We start from the raw sequence: 20,521 nt of genomic DNA, 5'->3' as shown, positions 1-20,521 counted from the left end.
GCGAGGCGCTTGGGTGTTAAAAGGGAATTACAAAGCATGGATCATCTCGATATCGCTACATACTGTGCTTTTGTTGTTACTAGCTCGATATGGCAAGTTTGTGAAGCTTCCCGCCGTCGCTGAACCGCCCAAGGTAATCAACGCGTATGTGAGTGTCGATTTAACAAAGCTACCAAGTTTGCAGAAGACTCAAGACAAACCTTTATCGGATCAGCCGCCAGAAATAGTTGATGAAGCGAAGGCTTTGCCGCTAAGAGAGGAAACCCCTCATAGCAGTCCTAAGCAGAAAAGAGATGCTAAGGTTGTTGAATACTCAGTTAGTGAATCCCAAGAAGTGACAACTGAGGTCGCAAAGCCTGATCAGGCACCTGAACACTCAAAAATAACCGAAGTACCCTTTAAAAAGCTCAACCCGTATGCGCCAATTCCAGAGCTTAAGTTTGAAAATGACTCTTCTAATGCATCGCTATTTGGTCAGGTGAACGCCGCAAATAATAATTCGTCTGTAGGCAGGATTTCTGTACCTGTGCAATTAACAGTATCAGATAAGGCAAAAGTCGTTTGGCAGAGTGGTGATGGCAGCAAGCGCATCGAGGTGCTAAATGGTATGTGTTATGGCATCGATTTTAATTCGGTGTTTGGTAAATCTGGAGTGCCAAGCGGTTCGCCCAGACCTTGTGAAGACAAGGATGCTAGATTATTTAAAGAAATAATGAATAAGTGGAGTAAAAACTAATAAAAAAACACTTTACCTCAACCTAACTTGAGCTTTTAAAGTGGCGTTTTTAAAAGGGCGCTACAATGAATCCATTAGAAAACTATCTATTAAGTTTGCAGATTAATACTTATAAAACTTCAATTTATCAAGTTATTGAAATACAAACGCGTATTTGGCAATCACTCCAATCAGGCTCTAGCTATGCACTGGCCATGCTGGAGGTATTAGAAGTAGTAAACCATTCAAAACAACAGCAGCATCAAGCACTGTTAAAGCAGGTGTTACAGCTTCTTGGCTATAGTGCCCAATCTCAAGTCGGTAATAATTTACTTGTTGCGCATAAGCGCTTTTCACATTCGTTAGAATTATTATGAGCTGTCATTATTAGGTCACAAAGGTTGGGTGAAATAATACTGTTTTAAGGATTGAAACGGAGTTTCTGCATCATGAATGAGCAGCCAGAGATAATTATTATAGGTAATGGCCCAATAAATACCGAGCTTGCTGAGCTGATTGATTGTTGTCCTCGTGTCGTTCGTTTTAACCGCTGTGCAGCAATGCCTACGCACCTAGGTAGGCGATGCACTGATCTATGGCTACTGGGCCGAGGAAGGCAGGCGCAAAGCTTACTTACTGATCCGCTTGTGATGCCGCTTGAAGGGATAAGTAAAGTTGTCGTCACTGATCCTGCGCCAAATTTACTTATGCAGCACATATTCAAACTGATCCGCCGTCAAAGCCGGCTTGACCATGGTGACGCTTTGTTTAATAAATATGGCAAAGGATCACAGCAAGAAAGGTTAACCCAGCAATTTCGCCAATCAGTCCTTGAGTATCTATTAACGTTAGGGCCAACAATACATAAGCCATATTGCCCAAGTTCAGGAACTTTAGCGATTGTTCACTACCTTAAATTGTTTTCAAAAGTGCATATAGCAGGTTTTGGTTTTCAGGGCTGGAAGCGTCATCCGTGGCATTTAGAAAAACGCTATGTATCAGAGTTAATTCACGAAAACAAAGTCATTATGCTTGACTGAAAAAAGGCACTTAGCCGAAACTAAGCGCCTTGGCTTAACGAAGTTACCAGATCATTTCTACAAATTCTGGGTGATCCACAAATGGGTTGCGGTTACCTTGATGTTCATAAGCGGCTTGGTTACGGTCAAGCTCTAATTGGCTAACGGGATCCTCGTTATGCCACTTTAATAACATAGTAACGACCCAGCTCTCAAAGACCTGATTAGATGAACCATTCAGTACAGCGTTACTGTAGGTTGTGTTGTTTTGCCATGAGCCAATCACGTTTTCATAGCGTGTTGCCATATAGAAGTACGCTCTTGCAAAGTCACCTTTAAATTCATCAATTGGTTCAAAAACCGTTCCTGAGTAATTTAATGAGCTGGCTGCACTACCTACTTTGCTGCCGTTACTAGAGGTATAGCTTGCACTAGCTACTTCACCAAATGGGTAGTTACTGCGTTTTGAATTGACATAACCGTCAGTGGCAAAAATATGATGTACGTCTGAATTCATTGGCTCAACTGTTCCACCAAACCAACTTTTCGGGAAAGAATGCTCACGGTTGTAGCAGTCTGCTTCGCTGTTGTAAGTACCACATTGATCGCTTACAGCAACATAGTTGTAGCTGTCTTGGCCTGCCGGGTTTTCTGAATAACGATCTAAAATAGAGTTGTCGTTTTCAAAATACTTATCGCGTGAAGCAACATCGTAAAAACTCCAAATCGCTGAATAGCCCTGCGAGTTGTGACCTTTGATAATGTTGTATAGCTCTGTTTTCAGTGCATAACCACTAAGGCCTTGGGTTGTAACATAGTACCCCGTTGGCTCTGTTGGGGTTGTACCACCGCCGTCACCGCCGCCTGAGCTATCGCCTAGGCTAAACGGCGTTGCTTCTGAGCTTTGGAAGCTTGCACCAGAGGCAAGTACTGTTTGACCTAATGAAAGGCTGTAACTGCCATTGCCGAATGAGCAGCATATGCCATCACCATAACTATCAAAAATCGTAAAACTATAGTCACCATCCGTTAAACATGCTTGCTCACTGTACTGAGTATTTGCTGCATAGCTGCCGCCTGATGCTACTGCACTACCTTGGCTATTGGTGATTTGCCAGCTGGTTTCTTCTCCATAGTTATCGGTAGTGAGGGTTAAAGACACTTGGTTATAGGCGCAGCTGCCCGAAGGTGGTGGGGTTGCGCCAGTGCTTGGTGCAAAGTTATCTACATAAACTACTTCGCTGCCATCAAAACCAGTTACGTCGTAAAAGCGCAGGCCAACATTAATTGATGTGGTAGCAGAGGCTGTGTACTGATAACTGATTTGTTGCCATTGATTAGTTAATGCTGAATTAGAATAGCCTTGATAGCCATCAACCACTAAGCGAGCTTTTACGCCGCCTTCTGTATGGTAAACCCAAGCTGAAAACTCATAAGTTTCACCCGCCACTACATCAACTAGCTGCTGTAAATCGGTATTACTTTGCGTGCCAGTATTAACCACGACTTGCGCTGAGTAATTACCTGAGTAAACCTCATTACTATTAGCGCTAAGGTTAATACCGCTATCTATGGTGCTCCAGCTTGCAGGGGTGTTTGCTGACCAGCTTTCGAAGCTGGCGTTATTAACATTTGCCAATGCTGAACTCGCTAGGCACAGTAAGACACTGGCTAGCATATATTTTTTACATGTCCCGTGTGACATTGTATTTTCCTTTTCATATTTTTTAATAGTTATTGCTGTTCTTAAAATGAACACAGCGAGTATAGGCTAACTGTCTTATGTTGCAATAATGTTAATTAATAAAAGTTTCTTATTTGGGAATTTTTGCTTTTAACATGTTTTTTTTGGATAAATACTAAATTAATAACTAAATGGAATATCAAAGCAGATTCTATTCTTTTTTAATCGCCTCAGACCTCGTTATTCTTCACGCTCAGATAAACCTTTAAAGCGTTTTTATTAGGTCTTTAAAGTCGAAAAAATTGTTCGCGAAATGACGGTAGCAAGTTCGTTTCGCAGTTAACTTTTCAGGGTTACGAGGAATAAATTCATGTTGTTAAGTCAACTAAATGCAGCGGCGAGCCCGCTATCGCAAGAGCAAGTACAAAAGCTGCAAGGCTTAGTGGCTGAACTTAATCCAATTCAGCAAGCGTGGGTAAGTGGTTACTTAGCTGCAAATGCCAACGCAGGTGCATTAACCGGTGGTGTTGCAGCCGCTCCAGATGCAGGTGATGCGGCCCCGCTAACTATTTTATACGGCTCTCAAACGGGTAACGCAAAAGGCGTGGCAAGTAAGTTAAAAGAGCAAGCAGAGTCGCGCGGTCTAACGGTTAAGTTAGTAAACATGGCTGACTACAAACCAACTGCCCTGAAAAAAGAAAAGTTCATCACGGTTGTTGTTTCAACTTACGGTGAGGGTGAACCACCAGAAGACGCTGAAAGTCTGCATGAATTCTTAACGACTAAAAAAGCACCAAAACTAGATGGTGTTAAAGTGGCTGTGATCGGCTTAGGTGATTCAAGCTACGAGTTCTTCTGCCAAACAGCAAAAGATTTTGAAGAGCGTTTTAACAAGCTTGGCGCAGAAACTATTTTCCAGCGTGCTGACTTAGATGTTGATTACGATGATGAAGCTGCTAAGTGGATTGACGGTGCACTTGATGCGTTTGAACCTGATCTTAAAGCGCAGCAGCAAGCAAGTGGTGGTCAAGTTGTGGCGATGCCATTTGGTGCCGCGGCACCAGCAGCAAGCCAATACACCAAGCAAAACCCATTTGCTGCAGAGCTAAGCGTTGTGCAAAAAATTACCGGTCGTGATTCAACCAAAGATGTGCGTCATGTTGAAATTTCATTAGAAGGTTCAGACATTACCTATACACCGGGTGACTCGCTAGGCGTTTACTTCTTAAATGACGAAGCGCTTGTTGATGAAGTCCTTGCGCTTACACAAATCGATTCATCTAGTACGGTTAAACTCGGCGACGAAGAACTAAGTATTCGTGATGCATTAATCGAAAAATTAGAATTAACTCAGTCTTACCCTGGCTTTGTTGAAAAATATGCAACAGCAACGGGCAGCCCTGATTTATTAAAGCTAGTTGAAGATAGAGCGGCAATGCGTGAGTACATTGAGCCTCGCCAAATCTTCGATATTATTCGTCAAAACCCAGCTCAACTAGAAGCGCAAACATTAGTAGACTGCTTACGTAAACTACAAGCACGTTTATATTCGATTGCATCTAGCCAAGCAGAAGTTGAAGAAGAAGTTCATTTAACGGTGGGCTTGGTTGAGTTTGATGCATTCGGTAGCGAGCACTTAGGTGGTTGTTCTGGCTATTTAGCACGTCGTGCTGAAGAAGGCTGCAAAGTAAAAGTATTCAGCGAGCATAACGATAACTTCCGTTTACCGGCTAATGATGAAACGCCAATTATCATGGTAGGTCCGGGTACAGGTATTGCACCTTTCCGTGCGTTTTTACAAGAGCGTGATGCCCGTGAAGCAAGCGGTAAAAACTGGTTATTCTTTGGTAACCCACACTTTACCCAAGACTTTTTATATCAAGTAGAAATTCAAGGTTACTTGAAGTCAGGTTTACTGACAAAAGTGGATGTGGCGTTTAGCCGTGACCAAGCGGAAAAAGTATATGTTCAAGACAAACTTCGCAAAAACAGCCAAGAAGTATTCGCTTGGTTAGAAGCGGGTGCTCATTTCTATATCTGTGGTGATGCAAACCGTATGGCGAAAGATGTTCATCAGGCGCTTGTCGACATTATCAAAGAAAATAGCGGCAAAGATGATGAACAAGCTGAGCAATATTTAAAAGATTTACGTAGCGCAAACCGCTATCAGAAAGACGTGTACTAATCACGTTTAAAGCTAACAGCCGTCACTGTAACAAATTTAGGAAATACCATGAGCGAACAAGACAAAAACGTAAAGCTTTCTGATAACGAGCGTTTGAAAAGAGAAAGTAACTTTTTACGTGGCACCATTGAGCAAGACTTAAAAGACGAGATCACCGGTGGTTTCACTGCTGATAACTTCCAACTGATCCGTTTCCACGGCATGTACCAGCAAGATGACCGTGATATTCGCCCTGAGCGCGCTAAACAAAAATTAGAGCCGTTACATAACGTAATGTTACGTGCTCGTATGCCTGGCGGTATCATCAAGCCAGAGCAATGGTTAGCGATTGATAAGTTTGCTGAAGAGAAAACCAGCTATGGCAGTATTCGTTTAACCACGCGTCAAACGTTCCAGTTCCATGGTGTACTTAAGCCAAATATTAAAGGCATGCATCAAATGCTCAATAGCGTGGGCATTGACTCAATTGCAACGGCGGGCGATGTAAACCGAAACGTATTATGTACAACGAACCCAGTTGAATCTGAGCTTCACCAAGAAGCGTACGAGTGGGCAGCGAAGATCTCTGAGCACCTATTACCAAAAACCAAAGCATACGCTGAAATTTGGCTAAATGGTGAAAAGAGTGAAACCACTGAAGAGCCAATTTTAGGTTCAACTTACTTACCGCGTAAGTTTAAAACCACAGTGACAATTCCACCGAACAATGAAGTGGATGTGCATGCGAACGACTTAAACTTCGTGGCAATTGCAGAAAACGGCAAGTTAGTTGGTTTTAACGTGTTAGTGGGTGGTGGTCTTGCGATGACTCACGGTGATACAGCAACGTATCCTCGTAAAGCAGATGACTTTGGTTTTATCCCACTTGAACACACGTTAAAAATTGCTGAGCACGTGGTGTCTGTACAGCGTGATTGGGGTAACCGCTCAAATCGTAAAAATGCGAAAACTAAATACACACTAGACCGTGTAGGTTCTGATGTATTTAAAGCTGAAGTTGAAAAACGTGCCGGTGTTCAATTTGAGCAAAGCCGCCCGTATGAGTTCACTCACCGTGGTGACCGTATCGGTTGGGTTGAAGGTATTGATGGTAAGCACCACTTAACGCTGTTTATCCAAAGTGGCCGTATTTTAGATTACCCAAATCAACCTCTTAAAACAGGTTGCCGTAAAATTGCTGAAATTCACCAAGGTGATTTCCGCATGACTGCAAACCAAAACTTGATCATCGCAGGTGTTCCGGCTGATCAAAAAGCGGTAATCGAAGAGATTGCTCGCAACCATGGCTTAATTGATGACAGCCATACAGAGCAGCGTAAAAACTCAATGGCGTGTGTGGCATTACCAACGTGTCCGTTAGCGATGGCTGAAGCTGAGCGTTATTTACCAAGCTTAATTGAGAAAACTGAAGCGTTATTAGCTAAGCACGGCATCAGCGATGACAACATCATTATGCGTGTTGTGGGTTGCCCGAATGGCTGTGGCCGCGCCATGTTGGCAGAAGCGGGTCTAGTTGGTAAAGGTCCGGGTAAATACAATGTGTACTTAGGCGGTAACCGCGAAGGCACGCGTATTCCAAAATTGTATTTAGAAAATGTCGGCGAAGACGTATACCTAGACGCATTCGATAAGCTAATTGGCCAATGGGCAAGTGAGCGTAATGAAGGCGAGTGTTTTGGTGATTTTGTAATTCGCAAAGGCATTGTTGCTGAAGTTAAAGTTTCAGTAACCGATTTTCACGCATAATTTTATAAGCGACACCGCTTTAAGGTTTGGAATTAACCATGAGTGAATTTAAAGACATCTTAACGATGAGCAAAGAAGACCAAACAGCCATGCTGGCTGATATTAATGGTCTTCTGACTGATAAAAGCGCAGAAGAGCGTGTTGCGTGGGCACTTGAAAACTTACCAAGCACGCACTTTTTGTCGTCGAGCTTTGGTATTCAAGCGGCGGTGATGTTGCATTTAGTGACATCGCAGCAGCCAGATATTCCAGTGGTACTGACTGACACGGGCTATTTGTTCCCTGAGACTTATCAGTTCATTGAACAAATGACGGAGCGACTTTCGCTTAATCTTAAGGTTTATAAAGCACAGCTTAGCCCAGCGTGGCAAGAAGCAAAGTTTGGTAAACTTTGGGAGCAAGGTGAAGAGGGTATTAAGCAGTACAATCAACTGAATAAAGTTGAGCCAATGACTCGCGCTTTAAACGAGCTGCAAGCAGGCACCTGGTTTAGTGGTTTGCGCCGTGACCAGTCATCAAGCCGTGCTGATAAGCAAATTGTTGAAATTAGCCGTGGCACAGTGAAAGTGTACCCACTTATCGAGTGGAATAACCGCGATATTTATCAGTATCTAACTAAGCATGATTTGCCGTATCACCCGCTTTGGGAGCAAGGTTATGTGTCTATGGGTGATGTTCACACCACCCGTAAACTTGAGCCTGGCATGACAGAAGAAGAAACGCGTTTCTTCGGTTTAAACCGTGAATGTGGCTTACATATTGATGGTGACGGTATCTAATCCTAAATTCCTATCAGAATTTTCTCAAAGCGCAGCTTAGCCTGCGCTTTTTTTGTGCTATTTATATACAATCCCTGGCTCAATTTTATGAGAGAAAATTATGAGTCGTGCCGTTGTTTTTTTATTATTGCTATTAATTACGCCTTTAGTGCGAGCAGAAACTTTACGTGTTGCGTTGTATGACACGGATTACCCACCTTATCATTTTGTTGATAGCGGTCAAAAAGGCCTAGTCGCTGACCTATTAAGCCGCTTTGCCGAAAAATATAATTATGATCTTCAGTACATGCTGGTACCAGAAGTGCGTTCGCAGCATTTACTTGATGAGGGTCAGGTTGATGTTCGTTTAGAGTCTGAGCAATGGTATCGTGGAGATAATCAATATTATTGGAGTGATAGTATTGCGATTGTTGAAGATATTTTAGTTATGCCCAGAGGTTGTCATATTCCAGCGATTGATGAGCTCGGCGGCTATGTGTTGATGGCTCGCTTTGGTTACACTTACCCGCAATTTGAAGCATTGTTTGCAGCTGGCAAGTTGCATCGTGAAGATTTTTACTCTGAAATAGATATGTTGAATGCTTTAGTCGATATGCAGCAAAATCAACGTGTTGCCGTCATCGCAAAAAACACATTGCAGTGGTATGCCTCAAGAAATCATGTCTTTAAGAAATTCACGGTAAGTGATTACAGTGTGGGTAGAGCGCCGATGCAATTACAGTTTACATACAATGAAAAAGGTAAGCATATGAGCGAGCAATTTAACGAATTTATGAAAAATCTTAAATCATCCGGCGAATTTGCTAAGATTGAGAGCAACTACCAATAATCGGTAAATGGAATGATTAAGCGTTTTTGTTATCTTGCGGTTATGCTATTACTGACCAGTGTTGCCCTGCTGTTTTATATTAAAAAGCCAGACGGTAAACCTTACCTAGAGCTGAGCATGTTCGAGCGTTACTCAGAAAAAGTAAGTGGTGATTTGAGTGATTTTGCTTCGCAAGGTGCCGATACACTGACCAGCCAAGCAAAAAAGCTCACTGAGACGTTGAGCTTTAGCAAAAACGCGGATGCACCTGTCGTCGTGTATAAATGGCAAGATGAACATGGTCAGTGGCACTATGCTGATACCCCTCACCCTAATTACGTTAGTACTACAGTAACTTTGGATCCGAACGATATAACTGTGTTACCTGCAGAGACTTTTCAAGCTGATGAAAAGCAAGCTGCAACAGTTAAAACTGACGAAGTACCTTCAGCGCTTGGGATATACGACCCTAAAAATGTACAAAAGATGATGCAAGATGCTGAGCAAGTAAAACAGCTTATGGAGCAACGTAACAAGCAACTTGAGCAGCAGCTCAAAGAGCAAGGTGGGAATTAGCTTTGTTTGTTTTGAGCTGTGAGATCGCTTTCCATTTTCATCAGTAAAATAGTGAGATAAATTTTGGTGGGTAACGAGAACAGCACACCAACAGCAATACACGCTGCGCTTATCATAATGCCATGTATACCCATGCTATCACTTAAGTAATTGCCGGCTAATAAAGAATGCCCCAAAATGATTAGACAAATACCTAAAATAATAAAGGTTTTTAAGATTCGAATGATGGTTTGTTCAGTCATACAAGCACCTCACTTTAGCCTTAATTAAAGTGTAGGAGCTGTTGTCATTAAGAGGATTGTTCTAAATCAAGCAAGTGTCGGTTATTTGTCTAATTTTAACGCGCTGGTTTTTATGCGCTTTTCATTTTTTGTAAATAAGTGTGTTGCTCTAAACTGTAATTTATACCAATTCGCTTAATTAAGTGGTCTATTTTGAGGCAATAAAACCTCGTTGATAACAAGGCAAAAATTTCGTTATTTAGTTTGTTCTAAATCAGAAATTTTTAACGCAGGTAGCGACAGGTTTAATCCCTCAAAATGATTAAGTATTATTGCGGATTGGTATTACTGGTGTTCTAAATAAAAAAGGGGCTGAAAATTCAGCCCCTTAGTTAACTTAAAAGCAATTACTGCTCAGCCAGCATATTACGCAGAACATACTGTAAAATACCGCCATGTTTGTAGTAGTCCCATTCTTTCGGGGTATCTATACGTACATCAACACTAAAGCTAATTTGTTTTCCTTCGCTGTTAGTGGCAATCACACTGACTTCATTGGTTTTGTCGTATAAGCCTTCAAAATCGAACGACTCTTGGCCGGTTAAACCGAGTGACTCATAGCTTTCACCTTCTTTAAATTGTAGGGGTAAAACACCCATACCAATCAGGTTTGAACGGTGAATACGCTCATAGCTTTGTGCAATAACGGCTTTAACACCAAGCAGAAGTGAACCTTTAGCAGCCCAGTCGCGTGATGAGCCCGTGCCATATTCCGCACCCGCTAAAATAATCAGTGGCGTGCCATCTTGCTGATATTGCATCGCAGCATCATAAATGCTGGCGAGCTCATCGCTTGGTTGCATACGGGTCACACCACCTTCGGTACCCGGTGCTAATAGATTACGTAAACGCACATTAGCAAAGGTACCTCGCATCATTACTTCGTGGTTACCACGACGCGAACCGTACGAGTTAAATTGTGCTTTTTGCACACCGTGCTCTTGCAAGTAAAGACCTGCTGGGGCATCTGCTTTAATCGCACCTGCTGGCGAAATGTGGTCAGTGGTTACTGAGTCACCTAATTTTGCTAAACAGCGCGCACCACTAATGCTAGGAATGCCAGGAGGCTCAATCTCCATGCCATCAAAGAATGGCGCTTTTTTGATGTAGGTTGACGCATCATCCCAATCATAAAGTTTGCCATCAGGAATTTGAATTTTCTGCCAACGATCATCACCTTGATACACATTGCCATAGCTTGATGCGAACATTTCTTTGGTGACAGTTTCGCGCACGAGTTCGTTCACTTCACTAACACTTGGCCAAATATTTTTTAGATAAATGTCATTACCATTTGGGTCTTGCGCAAGCGGCTCATTGTAAACGTCGATATCTGTACGACCCGCAATTGCGTAAGCAACCACAAGGGGTGGTGAGGCTAAGAAGTTCATTTTCACATCTTGGTGAATACGGCCTTCAAAGTTACGGTTACCCGATAAAATAGAGCTTACAACCAGTTTATGCTTTTGAATAGCTTCACTGATTTCATCAGCTAGTGGGCCTGAGTTACCGATACAGGTTGTACAACCATAACCGACAAGGTTAAAGCCTAAGGCATCTAAGTCATCCATTAAGTCGGCTTTTTTCAAGTAATCAGTCACCACTTGTGAGCCAGGAGCAAGTGATGTTTTAACCCATGGTTTAACCTTTAAGCCTAATTGCTTAGCTTTTTTAGCTACTAGGCCAGCTGCTAAAATAACACTTGGGTTTGACGTGTTTGTACAACTTGTAATTGCAGCAATGACACAAGCGCCATCATTAAGCTCAAACTCTTCGCCTTTAAAGTTAACCTTAGCTGCGCCCATAAACTGAGCTTCGTTCACTGGCTCATCAGGGTTAGTTGTTGGGCCTTCATCTTCAATGCGCGCCTCTTGAGCATCGCTTTTATCGCGATGTTGCATACGCTCTTCTTGAAAGCCTTTTAAGTGCTCACCAATAATGCTACCTGCTTTATCAAGGGCAATTCTATCTTGCGGGCGCTTAGGTCCAGCAAGGCTTGGCACAACATCATCAAGTGATAACTCTAGTGTGTCGGTATAATGAGCTTCATCGCCAGGGTTACGCCATAAGCCTTGGTGCTTTGCATAGTCCTCGATGAGTTTAAGTTGCTTGTCATCGCGGTTAGTTAAACGTAGGTAGTTAATGGTTTCATCATCAATTGGAAAAATACCGCAGGTTGCACCATATTCAGGTGCCATGTTTGCGATAGTTGCACGGTCTGCAAGCGGTAAATCAGCAAGACCATCACCATAAAACTCAACAAATTTACCTACTACGCCATGGTTACGCAGCATTTCTGTCACGGTTAGTACGAGGTCTGTTGCAGTTGTGCCTTCTGGCAGGCGACCATTGAGCTTAAAGCCAACGACCTGTGGAATAAGTAAGCTGATTGGTTGACCAAGCATTGCAGCTTCGGCTTCAATACCACCCACACCCCAGCCTAATACCCCAAGACCATTGATCATGGTGGTGTGCGAATCGGTTCCGACTAGGGTATCTGGGTAGGCGAGTGATTTACCATTTTTACTATCGTTAAATACCACGCGGGCTAAATATTCTAAGTTAACTTGGTGTACGATGCCGGTTGCTGGTGGCACGACTTTCAAGTTATCGAAGGCAGTTTGCCCCCAGCGTAAAAATTCGTAACGCTCTTTGTTACGCTCATATTCAAGTTTCGCATTTAAGTCGAATGAGCCATCTTCACCGTAGCCGTCAACTTGTACTGAGTGGTCAATAACAAGCTCAGCAGGCGACAGCGGATTAATCTTCGCAGGGTCGCCGCCAAGTTTTTCCATGGCATCACGCATCGCGGCTAAATCGACAATGGCGGGTACGCCGGTAAAATCTTGCATTACAACGCGAGCAGGCGTAAATGCGACTTCTGCTGATGGTTTCGCTTGAGGGTCCCAGTTTAATAAGGCATCGATATCTTGCTTTTTAATATTAACGCCATCTTCATTGCGCAACAGGTTTTCAAGTAAGATTTTTAGAGAGAATGGTAGACGTTTTGCTTTGTCGCCTAAACCTTGTAAAGAGTGAATATGATATTGCTCACCATTAATCGTAAGCTGCTTTTGGGTATCAAAACTGTTATTCATTATTTGCCCCTGTGGTTTGAGCAAGCAATTTGGCTTGCTTTGTTGTTTCCTTTTCGAAATAGACACAGTGTTATTGCAAACTTAATACCAGCTGAGAAATTCATCTAGCTGATGAAAAAATATGCTACCTAATATAGTTGCTGCTGATGTGATTTATTTCAAGGGAAGGGGGCAGATAAAAAGGGTAGTCACTTTAAACTACCCTCAGAAATAAGTGTTTTTAGTTAAGCCAGTTTTGTTGTTTACCTTTATGGCTAATAAACAATAATAGTAAACCAATAACGATAACACACAATGGCATTGCTAATGCGCTAGTACCAAACATAGCAAGGCTATCTATCACCACAAAATTATAATATTGCTGGACTAATACGGCGATAAACGAGATTAAAAATAACTCGCGCGCAAGGGCTTTTTTTACCAGTAATAAGATGCTCGCGAAGCTTGCTGCAAACACGGCTATCGCAAAGGCAGCCGTTGACCAGAGCGGTATGTCGCGGTATGCGGCTTGTTGTGCTTCGGGGAGTTGGTTAATCATTTCGGGTGTGATCAACAGTTGCATTATAAACGCAATGACACCTAAAAGATTCCAAACAAGGGCTGCCCAAGCAAGTGGCTTGAGCCAAGCTGGAGGATTCATAAATCACCTTTTATTGTTGTTATTATCTGGTTCAATTAAAGGTGATTTATGCTAACTAAGCAAGCTCTAGTTAACCAAAAGAGATAGGGCGGCGACCGGTTTTTTCGTCTACTTTTGGTTTTTTAGTACGTTTACGCTTCGATTTTTTTGGCGCTTCTTCAGTGCTTTGTGGTTGTGCTTTTTGTACAGGTTCCGGTGGGCGAGGATTCGGTGTTGCATCTTCGCTTAAAGTAAGTTGGAACAACTCACCATCGAAAGCCAACACGTCACCACTGTATAATTTTTTCCGTTTTATTGTACAAATTTCATAGTTAACCCCAACATAACCTTCACCAATTAAGGCTTTTGCTTGGCCACCAGTTTCGACTAGGTCGAGCACTTTTAACAAGTTGCATAACTCTATTGGCTCTTCTTCTAGTTCAATTTCGATGAAATCTTCGTTCATGTTGGTCTCTCTTAATTCAATCGCAGCCATTATAAAGCCTAGCACTCAATTGAACCAAGATTAAATTTTTAAGCTCTTCAGGCGGTTAAAATTTACAGCAATAAAAAATCTGACATTTTTATAAACAGTAAAAAAACTGCAGTATTTACTGGATACACTGCGCGCGTTCGGAATTGGTGTACAAATTGCTAAATGCATGTCCGTTTCATTTTTTATTCGTTCAGGAGAAGTTGTAATGGGCGTAAGATCAGCGCTAAGAAAAGAGTTAATGGGTTTGCAAGATTCGTCATTGCTTGCTGCAGATGATGTGCGAGCTTTGTTAACGCAAACAATTAAATCTCAGCCTGAAAAGTCAGAACAAGGTTTTGCGTTAATTTCGCGTTTTAATGATAACCATAGCCAGTTAAGTTCAGGTGAAACAAATAAAGAAAAACTGCTTCAGCATCAAACTCACCGTTTATTTAAAGATATTTTATATACCCGTCAAAGTGTTAATAGTTGGCTAAAAAAACATCTTAATTAATTAATTGATTTATTGTTTTCCTCACTTTAGACTACATTTGTAATCTAAGGTGAGAAAGAATATGAAAAGGATAATTTCGGCAGCCATATTTTTAATTTTGGCTGGTTGTCAGCAAGCTACAGTCTACGTATACACAGAAAATCTTGATCAGTCGCAGTTGCAATCATTAGAGCAAGCATTAAATAAGCAAAGCTTACCCTATGAATACACTCAGCTCCCAGTGCCAAGAGAGTTTGCGGATGCAACCTTAATGTTATCGAGTGATAAAATCCTCACTCATGAAACTGAGCAACTTGCTGAAATTATGCAAGGATTGGGTTATGAAGTTGAAATCAAATACACCACAGATGCCAACCACTTTTACAATCATGGCAATATTGGCTTTTATTTAAAAGCTAAAAATACTACCACTAATTTTACTATGCCGGCTCGTGTACTCACCACAGGATGTGTTGAAGACAAGTATAATGATCTTGTTGTTACATTCAGTGATAAGCAAGCTCACTTTACTCTTGCTGGCGGTAGTAAAGTTACTCTTGATTGGGAATACTTATACGGCCACCTAGTCATTTATTATAAAAACTATTCGCAAAGTTACAGCCATTTAACGCCAGAAGTGAGTACCCCTTTTGGTATGAAACCATCAGACACTTACCGTTACACGGCTCGCGTTAATAGCCCAAGTTGGTTAAATTGCTCATTTCAAATTGTGTATATGGACTAGCTACGTGACTCAAGGTAAGTGCTTAACTTAGTAATACGTTCACTCATACCTTCGATTATGCGATCTTTAATTTTCTCGCGGATCACATTCGGCAAGCGGGTAAGTGCTTCAGGGGTGATAGCTAACAAAATGGTATCAACTTTTGCGCGCGCACTCGTACTGTGCTCGCGGTTATTGATAAAAGCACCTTCACCGATAAATTCACCGGGTTCAATGGTGCCAAGTTCAAGAAGATGGCTTTGTTTGAATACCATCAGTGAGCCGCTTAGCACAATATAAAGCCGCTTATCAGTATCGTATTGTTTGAAAACAGCGCGGCCCTGCTTGACCAAATATAAATGGCTAAATGACTCTAATAACACTTGTCGTTCGCTTAATGTGAACTCTCTAAAAAATGGTAATCTGTTAATAATTTCCATTTGTTTAATTAGTGGAATGTGCTCGATTAAATTCATTGACTCACATTGGGTTGCGCGAAATTAGCTAATATTGCGCTCTTTTAGCTTGCGGGTCAATGTATTACGACCCCAGCCGATCTTCACTGCGGCTTCTTGCTTGTGCCCAGCACAGTTGGCAAGAGCAGTTTTAATCAAGCGAGTCTCGAGTTGTGCTTGAATGGCAGGCCAAATATTCTCTTTACCTTGTTTAAGTTCAAGGTTAAGCCATTGTTGGAATGCATCTAGCCAGTCGCCTTCTTGTTCGATTGGTGTAACTGCGACGATTTCAGGTGGTAAATCTTGTTCACTAATAAGTTCACCCGGCGCCATAACGGTTAACCAACGGCAGGTGTTTTCTAATTGGCGCACGTTACCTGGCCAGTTAAATAGGCGTAGTTGCTCAGTGGCTTTTGGGCTTAAAATTTTGCTGTCAACTTGCAGCTCTTTGGCACTTTTATGTAAAAAGTGTTGTGCTAGTCGTTCAATATCTTCCGTACGCTCACGCAGCGCGGGTAAGCGTAAACGCACTACGTTTAAGCGGTGGAATAAGTCGTCACGAAACTTACCTTGTTTTACCAAGTCTTCGAGGTTTTGGTGCGTTGCAGCAATAATACGTACATCAACTTTAATACTTTGATGGCCGCCCACGCGGTAAAACTCACCATCGGCTAACACGCGTAATAAACGTGTTTGAACGTCGAGTGGCATATCACCAATTTCATCTAAAAATAAGGTGCCGCCATTCGCTTGTTCAAAACGGCCTTTACGAATGCTGTCGGCTCCAGTAAATGCGCCTTTTTCGTGGCCAAATAACTCTGACTCAACTAATTCTTTAGGAATGGCAGCCATATTCAGAGCTATAAATTGGTTTTCTTTGCGTGGGCTGTGGTTATGCAGGGCGCTTGCAACTAGCTCTTTACCTGTCCCTGACTCACCATTAATCAGCACGCTCATACTTGATGCTGATAATTTACCGATCGCGCGAAACACCTCTTGCATTGCAGGTGCTTCACCGATGATATGCGCATTGGTTTGTGGTGCTTGTTTGCGTTTAGTTTTCTTCGTTGAGTTAGCACGACAGGCGCTTTCTACCAGTGCCACGGCTTCGTCTAAGTCAAACGGTTTGGCGAGGTACTCAAACGCCCCTTTTTGGAAGGCATTTACCGCCGAATCTAAATCCGAGTGAGCTGTCATGATAATAACAGGTAAGCCAGGATTTTGCTCGGCAATTGTTTCGAGTAACGCCATGCCGTCCATGCCAGGCATACGCACATCAGATACCAATACCGTGGGCTGGCTAAACTTTAATGCGTTAAGCACATCTTGTGCGTTTGCATAGCTTTCAGTGTCAAATCCTGCACGTGCCAACGCTTTTTCCAATACAAAGCGAATTGAGGCATCATCATCAACTAACCAGACTGTTTTCATGACTACTCCAAAAAACCATTAATCCGTAAAAGGCAAATAGATATTAAATTCTGTATGGCCTGGCCAACTGTCACAATCAATGTGGCCGTCATGTTGGTCAACCAAGGTTTGCGCTATCGATAAACCAAGCCCTGATCCATTTTCTTTGTTGGTGATCATTGGGTAGAACAAGGTTTCACGTAAGCTCTTGTCTATACCTGGGCCGTTATCCGAAATTTGGATCAGCAAGGTTTTTTTCGGTGCCTTACCCGGGCGCCTGTGTTGATGATTGATGCGAGTTTTTATTCTTATCTCGCCACCATCAACAAGTGCCTGTTGTGCATTACGAATAATGTTCAGTACCACTTGCTGAATTTTACTCTGATCTATGTATACACTCGGTATACTTGGATCATAGTCTTTCACTAAAGTGATATTGGCATTGTTGTCTAACATGCTCAGTTTAATCACCGACTCTAACGCTTGGTGAATATTGCCATGGGATTTGTGTGGCAGTTGATTCGGACCAAGTAAACGGTCGACAAGCTCGCGTAAACGGTCTGCTTGTTCAATGATTAATTCGGCACATTGATCACGTTCTTGCTGATCAACCTCATACTGCAATAATTGCGCCGCTCCGCGAATTCCACCTAAAGGATTTTTAATTTCATGTGCTAAACCACGAATAAGGTTACGGGCAGCTTGATATTGATGCATTTGATTCGAAGCTTGGTCATGGCGAATTTCATCATCCATTTGGCGGCATTCGAACAGGATATAATTTTCATCGTTGCTACTTATTCGGCGTGTGCTAATAGTTAACTTGGCATGGCGAGAATCGACGAACACCACGTCAGCTCTATGTTGGTGGCAATCGACACCATCAAACAACGAATACTGAGCAATACGTTTTAAATCTATCGAGTGGTAGTTAAATAGGTTGTCGAACGGTTGGTTGATGATACGTTTTGGGCCTAAACCTAAAAGCTCACTGGCGCTATCGTTTGCGTAAACCAGTTTAAAATCATGATCGAGTAAAATAACGGCAGTACTTAAATTTTTCCAAATACTGTCGAGTAATTGAGAATTAAAATGTAGATCTCTGAGCATGGTTGCACCATTTTAGTGCGTTTCAATTTAGTGCAGCTTAGCATACTCTTTTTGCTTTGCGAGACATCATGTCGAAAATTCTAATTTCCGTTATTAATTGAAGTTCTGTGCATGAAAAAAGTGCTGACAGGGCTAACTGAAACGAGTTTATTATTTGCATCAAAAAGTTTCGCTTGTAATGTGTGTTCGCCTCGAAAGACCTCTCTTAGAGCAAAGGTCGTGCTATTACTTGGTGCGCCATGAGGTGAACCATCAACGAGTAATTGAACTTTGAAACCAGTTTCAAAACGGGGGCTGATTCGTGTAGTAACATAAACAGAACCTGTATTTTCTCTCACAGTTTCTTCATTTGCGGGGGCTGCAATTGACACTTTAAAGTTAACAGGGACTGCACTTGGAGCAGTATCAAGAATACTGGTATCAGCTGCAGGCATTGTAAGGTTTTGGGTATTTAACTTGACCTCAGTAGCACCGGGGCGAGGAGTATCAGAAAATACTAATACACCATTCTCATCTTTCCAAGAATAGACTTTTTGTGCTGCTGTATAACCAAAAAAGCTTGCAAATAATAACGATAATACCAATAAGGTTGTGCTTTTCACCCTGCGACCCTGCATTTTTTCACTTAACTAAAACTGTAGAGTAGAACCCGCTCAATTACCATTAAAAAAGCCCGCAGAGCGGGCTTGAGAACACACATTTATTATCTTTTAGATAATTCTGATACAGCGTGTATTACACGCTGTAGTACATTTCGAACTCAACTGGGTGAGTTGTCATGTTAAGTTTTTCAACTTCTTGGCTCTTAAGCGCGATGTATGCATCGATTAGGTCATCAGTGAATACGCCACCTTGAGTTAAGAACTCACGGTCTGCGTCTAATGATGCAAGTGCTTCTTGTAAAGAAGATGCAACTTGTGGGATCTCAGCTGCTTCTTCAGCAGGTAGATCGTATAAGTCTTTGTCCATTGCATCGCCAGGGTGGATCTTGTTCTTGATACCGTCTAGGCCAGCCATAAGCATTGCAGAGAATGCTAAGTATGGGTTAGCTGTTGGATCAGGGAAACGTACTTCGATACGACGTGCTTTTGCAGACGGTACCACTGGGATACGGATTGAAGCAGAACGGTTACGTGCAGAGTATGCAAGCATTACAGGAGCTTCGAAGCCTGGTACTAAACGCTTGTATGAGTTCGTTGACGCGTTAGCGAATGCGTTGATTGCTTTAGCGTGCTTGATGATACCACCGATGTAGTAAAGTGCTTCTTCAGAAAGACCTGCGTATTTGTCACCCGCGAAGATGTTTACGCCATCTTTACCTAGAGATTGGTGACAGTGCATACCAGAACCGTTATCACCTACGATTGGTTTAGGCATGAATGTCGCTGTTTTTCCGTATAAGTGAGCCATGTTATGGATAACATATTTCATCTCTTGGATTTCGTCAGCTTTTAATACCATTGTATTGAAGCGAGTTGCGATCTCATTTTGACCTGCAGTTGCTACTTCGTGGTGGTGAGCTTCTACTACTTGACCTAGTTCTTCAAGAACTAAACAAGTTGCTGAACGCCAGTCATGTGATGAATCAACAGGTGAACACGGGAAGTAACCGCCTTTAACACCTGGACGGTGACCCATGTTGCCACCTTCGTAATCTTTATCTGAGTTCCAAGCAGCTTCTACAGAATCGATTTTGTACATAGAACCAGACATGTCTGATTTGTATTTAACGTCATCAAAAAGGAAGAATTCTGGCTCTGGACCGAATAATACAGTGTCAGCAATACCAGTAGAGCGCATGTACTCTTCAGCGCGTTTTGCAACAGAACGTGGATCACGCTCGTAACCTTGAAGTGTTGAAGGCTCAACTACGTCACAACGTACGATTAGTGTAGCTTCTTCAGAAAACGGGTCCATTTTCGCAGACTCAGGAACAGGCATAAGTACCATGTCTGATTCGTTGATACCTTTCCAGCCAGCAATTGAAGAGCCGTCAAACATTTTGCCGTCTTCGAAGAAATCTTCATCAATTTGATGATGAGGAATAGAAACATGCTGTTCTTTACCTTTGGTATCAGTAAAGCGTAAATCAATGAACTTAACGTCATTTTCTTTGATAAAATCTAAAACCGATTGTGACATGTGTCCTCCAATTGTTGGGTTTTATTTTTGCTGCATTATTGCTTTTCGCTTATATAAGCTGGTTTCGTGCCATGTTTTTAACACCTTGTTTAGGCTTGTAAAAAGTGAACAGGGCTTCGTTTTGTTAACTTTTGTTGCACTAAGTTGGTGCGTAAAAAGATCATTCTGGTGCGTAAAAAGTGCGACCTTGTTTTGCACAATT

Annotated in this window: 20 protein-coding genes; 10 read left to right on the top strand and 10 right to left on the bottom strand. The window is 42.2% G+C overall.

The genetic code is table 11. The features are described 5' to 3' along the window. Positions 1-100: 100 nt before the first annotated feature. From NO991_RS14385 to NO991_RS14375, 3 genes are all read left to right on the top strand, one after another. On the top strand, positions 101-736 hold the full coding sequence (locus NO991_RS14385; protein ID WP_300417315.1) for a hypothetical protein: 636 nt from the start codon (positions 101-103) through the stop codon (positions 734-736). Between the two features lie 65 nt (positions 737-801). After that, positions 802-1,092 (top strand): hypothetical protein, encoded by a 291-nt coding sequence (locus NO991_RS14380; RefSeq protein ID WP_054552374.1) that lies wholly within the window; start codon positions 802-804, stop codon positions 1,090-1,092. Positions 1,093-1,164: 72 nt separating this feature from the next. After that, positions 1,165-1,755, top strand: coding sequence for a hypothetical protein (locus NO991_RS14375; protein WP_300360824.1), 591 nt, complete (start codon positions 1,165-1,167; stop codon positions 1,753-1,755). 43 nt (positions 1,756-1,798) lie between these two features. Here the strand turns inward: NO991_RS14375 and NO991_RS14370 are convergent, their stop codons facing one another. Then, positions 1,799-3,439 (bottom strand): endonuclease, encoded by a 1,641-nt coding sequence (locus NO991_RS14370; protein WP_300360827.1) that lies wholly within the window; start codon positions 3,437-3,439, stop codon positions 1,799-1,801. A 349-nt stretch (positions 3,440-3,788) separates the two neighbouring features. Between NO991_RS14370 and NO991_RS14365 the strand changes: the two genes are divergently transcribed. The 5 genes from NO991_RS14365 to NO991_RS14345 all read left to right on the top strand — a co-directional run bounded on the left by NO991_RS14365 (position 3,789) and on the right by NO991_RS14345 (position 9,512). Beyond that, a complete protein-coding gene (locus tag NO991_RS14365; RefSeq protein ID WP_300360830.1) occupies positions 3,789-5,603 on the top strand; it encodes an assimilatory sulfite reductase (NADPH) flavoprotein subunit in 1,815 nt (604 codons plus the stop codon). Positions 5,604-5,651: 48 nt separating this feature from the next. After that, complete coding sequence (cysI, locus tag NO991_RS14360) at positions 5,652-7,349, top strand: assimilatory sulfite reductase (NADPH) hemoprotein subunit (protein ID WP_062566681.1); 1,698 nt, start codon at positions 5,652-5,654, stop codon at positions 7,347-7,349. A 38-nt stretch (positions 7,350-7,387) separates the two neighbouring features. Then, a complete protein-coding gene (locus NO991_RS14355; RefSeq protein ID WP_194442446.1) occupies positions 7,388-8,128 on the top strand; it encodes a phosphoadenylyl-sulfate reductase in 741 nt (246 codons plus the stop codon). Between the two features lie 100 nt (positions 8,129-8,228). Continuing rightward, positions 8,229-8,957: an ABC transporter substrate-binding protein gene (locus tag NO991_RS14350; protein ID WP_300360837.1), complete on the top strand. Its 729-nt coding sequence runs from the start codon at positions 8,229-8,231 to the stop codon at positions 8,955-8,957. A gap of 12 nt (positions 8,958-8,969) precedes the next feature. Continuing rightward, a complete protein-coding gene (locus tag NO991_RS14345) occupies positions 8,970-9,512 on the top strand; it encodes a DUF4124 domain-containing protein (protein WP_300360840.1) in 543 nt (180 codons plus the stop codon). Here NO991_RS14345 and NO991_RS14340 read toward each other — a convergent pair. The 4 genes from NO991_RS14340 to NO991_RS14325 form a co-directional block, all read right to left on the bottom strand. Further along, positions 9,509-9,754 carry a hypothetical protein gene (locus NO991_RS14340; protein ID WP_054552382.1) on the bottom strand — a complete coding sequence of 82 codons (246 nt, stop codon included), beginning with the start codon at positions 9,752-9,754 and terminating at the stop codon, positions 9,509-9,511. The two genes, NO991_RS14345 and NO991_RS14340, sit on opposite strands and share 4 nt — an antisense overlap. 386 nt (positions 9,755-10,140) lie before the next feature. Continuing rightward, the gene (gene acnA / locus NO991_RS14335; protein ID WP_300545845.1) at positions 10,141-12,891 is read right to left on the bottom strand and encodes an aconitate hydratase AcnA; all 2,751 of its coding nucleotides are present in this window, start codon (positions 12,889-12,891) and stop codon (positions 10,141-10,143) included. 220 nt (positions 12,892-13,111) lie between these two features. Beyond that, on the bottom strand, positions 13,112-13,531 hold the full coding sequence (locus NO991_RS14330; RefSeq protein ID WP_054552384.1) for a hypothetical protein: 420 nt from the start codon (positions 13,529-13,531) through the stop codon (positions 13,112-13,114). Between the two features lie 70 nt (positions 13,532-13,601). Next, positions 13,602-13,976, bottom strand: coding sequence for an RNA-binding S4 domain-containing protein (locus tag NO991_RS14325; protein WP_138599152.1), 375 nt, complete (start codon positions 13,974-13,976; stop codon positions 13,602-13,604). A gap of 235 nt (positions 13,977-14,211) precedes the next feature. Between NO991_RS14325 and NO991_RS14320 the strand changes: the two genes are divergently transcribed. Both NO991_RS14320 and NO991_RS14315 read left to right on the top strand, forming a co-directional pair. Next, positions 14,212-14,499, top strand: a complete 288-nt coding sequence (locus NO991_RS14320; protein ID WP_062566674.1) for a hypothetical protein — start codon at positions 14,212-14,214, stop codon at positions 14,497-14,499. A gap of 61 nt (positions 14,500-14,560) precedes the next feature. Next, on the top strand, positions 14,561-15,223 hold the full coding sequence (locus NO991_RS14315; protein WP_054552386.1) for a hypothetical protein: 663 nt from the start codon (positions 14,561-14,563) through the stop codon (positions 15,221-15,223). Here the strand turns inward: NO991_RS14315 and NO991_RS14310 are convergent. From NO991_RS14310 to glnA, 5 genes are all read right to left on the bottom strand, one after another. Next, positions 15,220-15,678, bottom strand: coding sequence for a cyclic nucleotide-binding domain-containing protein (locus NO991_RS14310; protein ID WP_138599054.1), 459 nt, complete (start codon positions 15,676-15,678; stop codon positions 15,220-15,222). The two genes, NO991_RS14315 and NO991_RS14310, sit on opposite strands and share 4 nt — an antisense overlap. A 24-nt stretch (positions 15,679-15,702) precedes the next feature. Then, positions 15,703-17,088, bottom strand: a complete 1,386-nt coding sequence (gene ntrC / locus NO991_RS14305; RefSeq protein ID WP_054552388.1) for a nitrogen regulation protein NR(I) — start codon at positions 17,086-17,088, stop codon at positions 15,703-15,705. Positions 17,089-17,106: 18 nt separating this feature from the next. Next, entirely contained in the window at positions 17,107-18,177 is a 1,071-nt protein-coding gene (gene glnL / locus NO991_RS14300; RefSeq protein WP_054552389.1) for a nitrogen regulation protein NR(II), read from the bottom strand. 80 nt (positions 18,178-18,257) lie between these two features. Beyond that, positions 18,258-18,779 (bottom strand): DUF4124 domain-containing protein, encoded by a 522-nt coding sequence (locus NO991_RS14295; protein ID WP_235372566.1) that lies wholly within the window; start codon positions 18,777-18,779, stop codon positions 18,258-18,260. Positions 18,780-18,912: 133 nt separating this feature from the next. Beyond that, positions 18,913-20,319: a glutamate--ammonia ligase gene (glnA, locus tag NO991_RS14290; RefSeq protein ID WP_054552391.1), complete on the bottom strand. Its 1,407-nt coding sequence runs from the start codon at positions 20,317-20,319 to the stop codon at positions 18,913-18,915. Between the last annotated feature and the right edge of the window lie 202 nt (positions 20,320-20,521).

Origin of the sequence: Pseudoalteromonas sp. DY56-GL22 (assembly GCF_041414715.1) — a bacterium.
Lineage (GTDB): Bacteria > Pseudomonadota > Gammaproteobacteria > Enterobacterales > Alteromonadaceae > Pseudoalteromonas > Pseudoalteromonas simplex.
This window is presented reverse-complemented; position numbering and strand designations above follow the sequence as displayed.

What these genes read in the sequence shown, in the direction of transcription:
- NO991_RS14380 (WP_054552374.1), top strand. Translation starts at nt 802, where the DNA reads ATGAATCCATTAGAAAACTATCTATTAAGTTTGCAGATTAATACTTAT.
- NO991_RS14375 (WP_300360824.1), top strand. Translation starts at nt 1,165, where the DNA reads ATGAATGAGCAGCCAGAGATAATTATTATAGGTAATGGCCCAATAAAT.
- NO991_RS14370 (WP_300360827.1), bottom strand. Translation starts at nt 3,439, where the DNA reads ATGTCACACGGGACATGTAAAAAATATATGCTAGCCAGTGTCTTACTG.
- NO991_RS14365 (WP_300360830.1), top strand. Translation starts at nt 3,789, where the DNA reads ATGTTGTTAAGTCAACTAAATGCAGCGGCGAGCCCGCTATCGCAAGAG.
- cysI (WP_062566681.1), top strand. Translation starts at nt 5,652, where the DNA reads ATGAGCGAACAAGACAAAAACGTAAAGCTTTCTGATAACGAGCGTTTG.
- NO991_RS14355 (WP_194442446.1), top strand. Translation starts at nt 7,388, where the DNA reads ATGAGTGAATTTAAAGACATCTTAACGATGAGCAAAGAAGACCAAACA.
- NO991_RS14350 (WP_300360837.1), top strand. Translation starts at nt 8,229, where the DNA reads ATGAGTCGTGCCGTTGTTTTTTTATTATTGCTATTAATTACGCCTTTA.
- NO991_RS14345 (WP_300360840.1), top strand. Translation starts at nt 8,970, where the DNA reads ATGATTAAGCGTTTTTGTTATCTTGCGGTTATGCTATTACTGACCAGT.
- NO991_RS14340 (WP_054552382.1), bottom strand. Translation starts at nt 9,754, where the DNA reads ATGACTGAACAAACCATCATTCGAATCTTAAAAACCTTTATTATTTTA.
- acnA (WP_300545845.1), bottom strand. Translation starts at nt 12,891, where the DNA reads ATGAATAACAGTTTTGATACCCAAAAGCAGCTTACGATTAATGGTGAG.
- NO991_RS14330 (WP_054552384.1), bottom strand. Translation starts at nt 13,531, where the DNA reads ATGAATCCTCCAGCTTGGCTCAAGCCACTTGCTTGGGCAGCCCTTGTT.
- NO991_RS14325 (WP_138599152.1), bottom strand. Translation starts at nt 13,976, where the DNA reads ATGAACGAAGATTTCATCGAAATTGAACTAGAAGAAGAGCCAATAGAG.
- NO991_RS14320 (WP_062566674.1), top strand. Translation starts at nt 14,212, where the DNA reads ATGGGCGTAAGATCAGCGCTAAGAAAAGAGTTAATGGGTTTGCAAGAT.
- NO991_RS14315 (WP_054552386.1), top strand. Translation starts at nt 14,561, where the DNA reads ATGAAAAGGATAATTTCGGCAGCCATATTTTTAATTTTGGCTGGTTGT.
- NO991_RS14310 (WP_138599054.1), bottom strand. Translation starts at nt 15,678, where the DNA reads ATGAATTTAATCGAGCACATTCCACTAATTAAACAAATGGAAATTATT.
- ntrC (WP_054552388.1), bottom strand. Translation starts at nt 17,088, where the DNA reads ATGAAAACAGTCTGGTTAGTTGATGATGATGCCTCAATTCGCTTTGTA.
- glnL (WP_054552389.1), bottom strand. Translation starts at nt 18,177, where the DNA reads ATGCTCAGAGATCTACATTTTAATTCTCAATTACTCGACAGTATTTGG.
- glnA (WP_054552391.1), bottom strand. Translation starts at nt 20,319, where the DNA reads ATGTCACAATCGGTTTTAGATTTTATCAAAGAAAATGACGTTAAGTTC.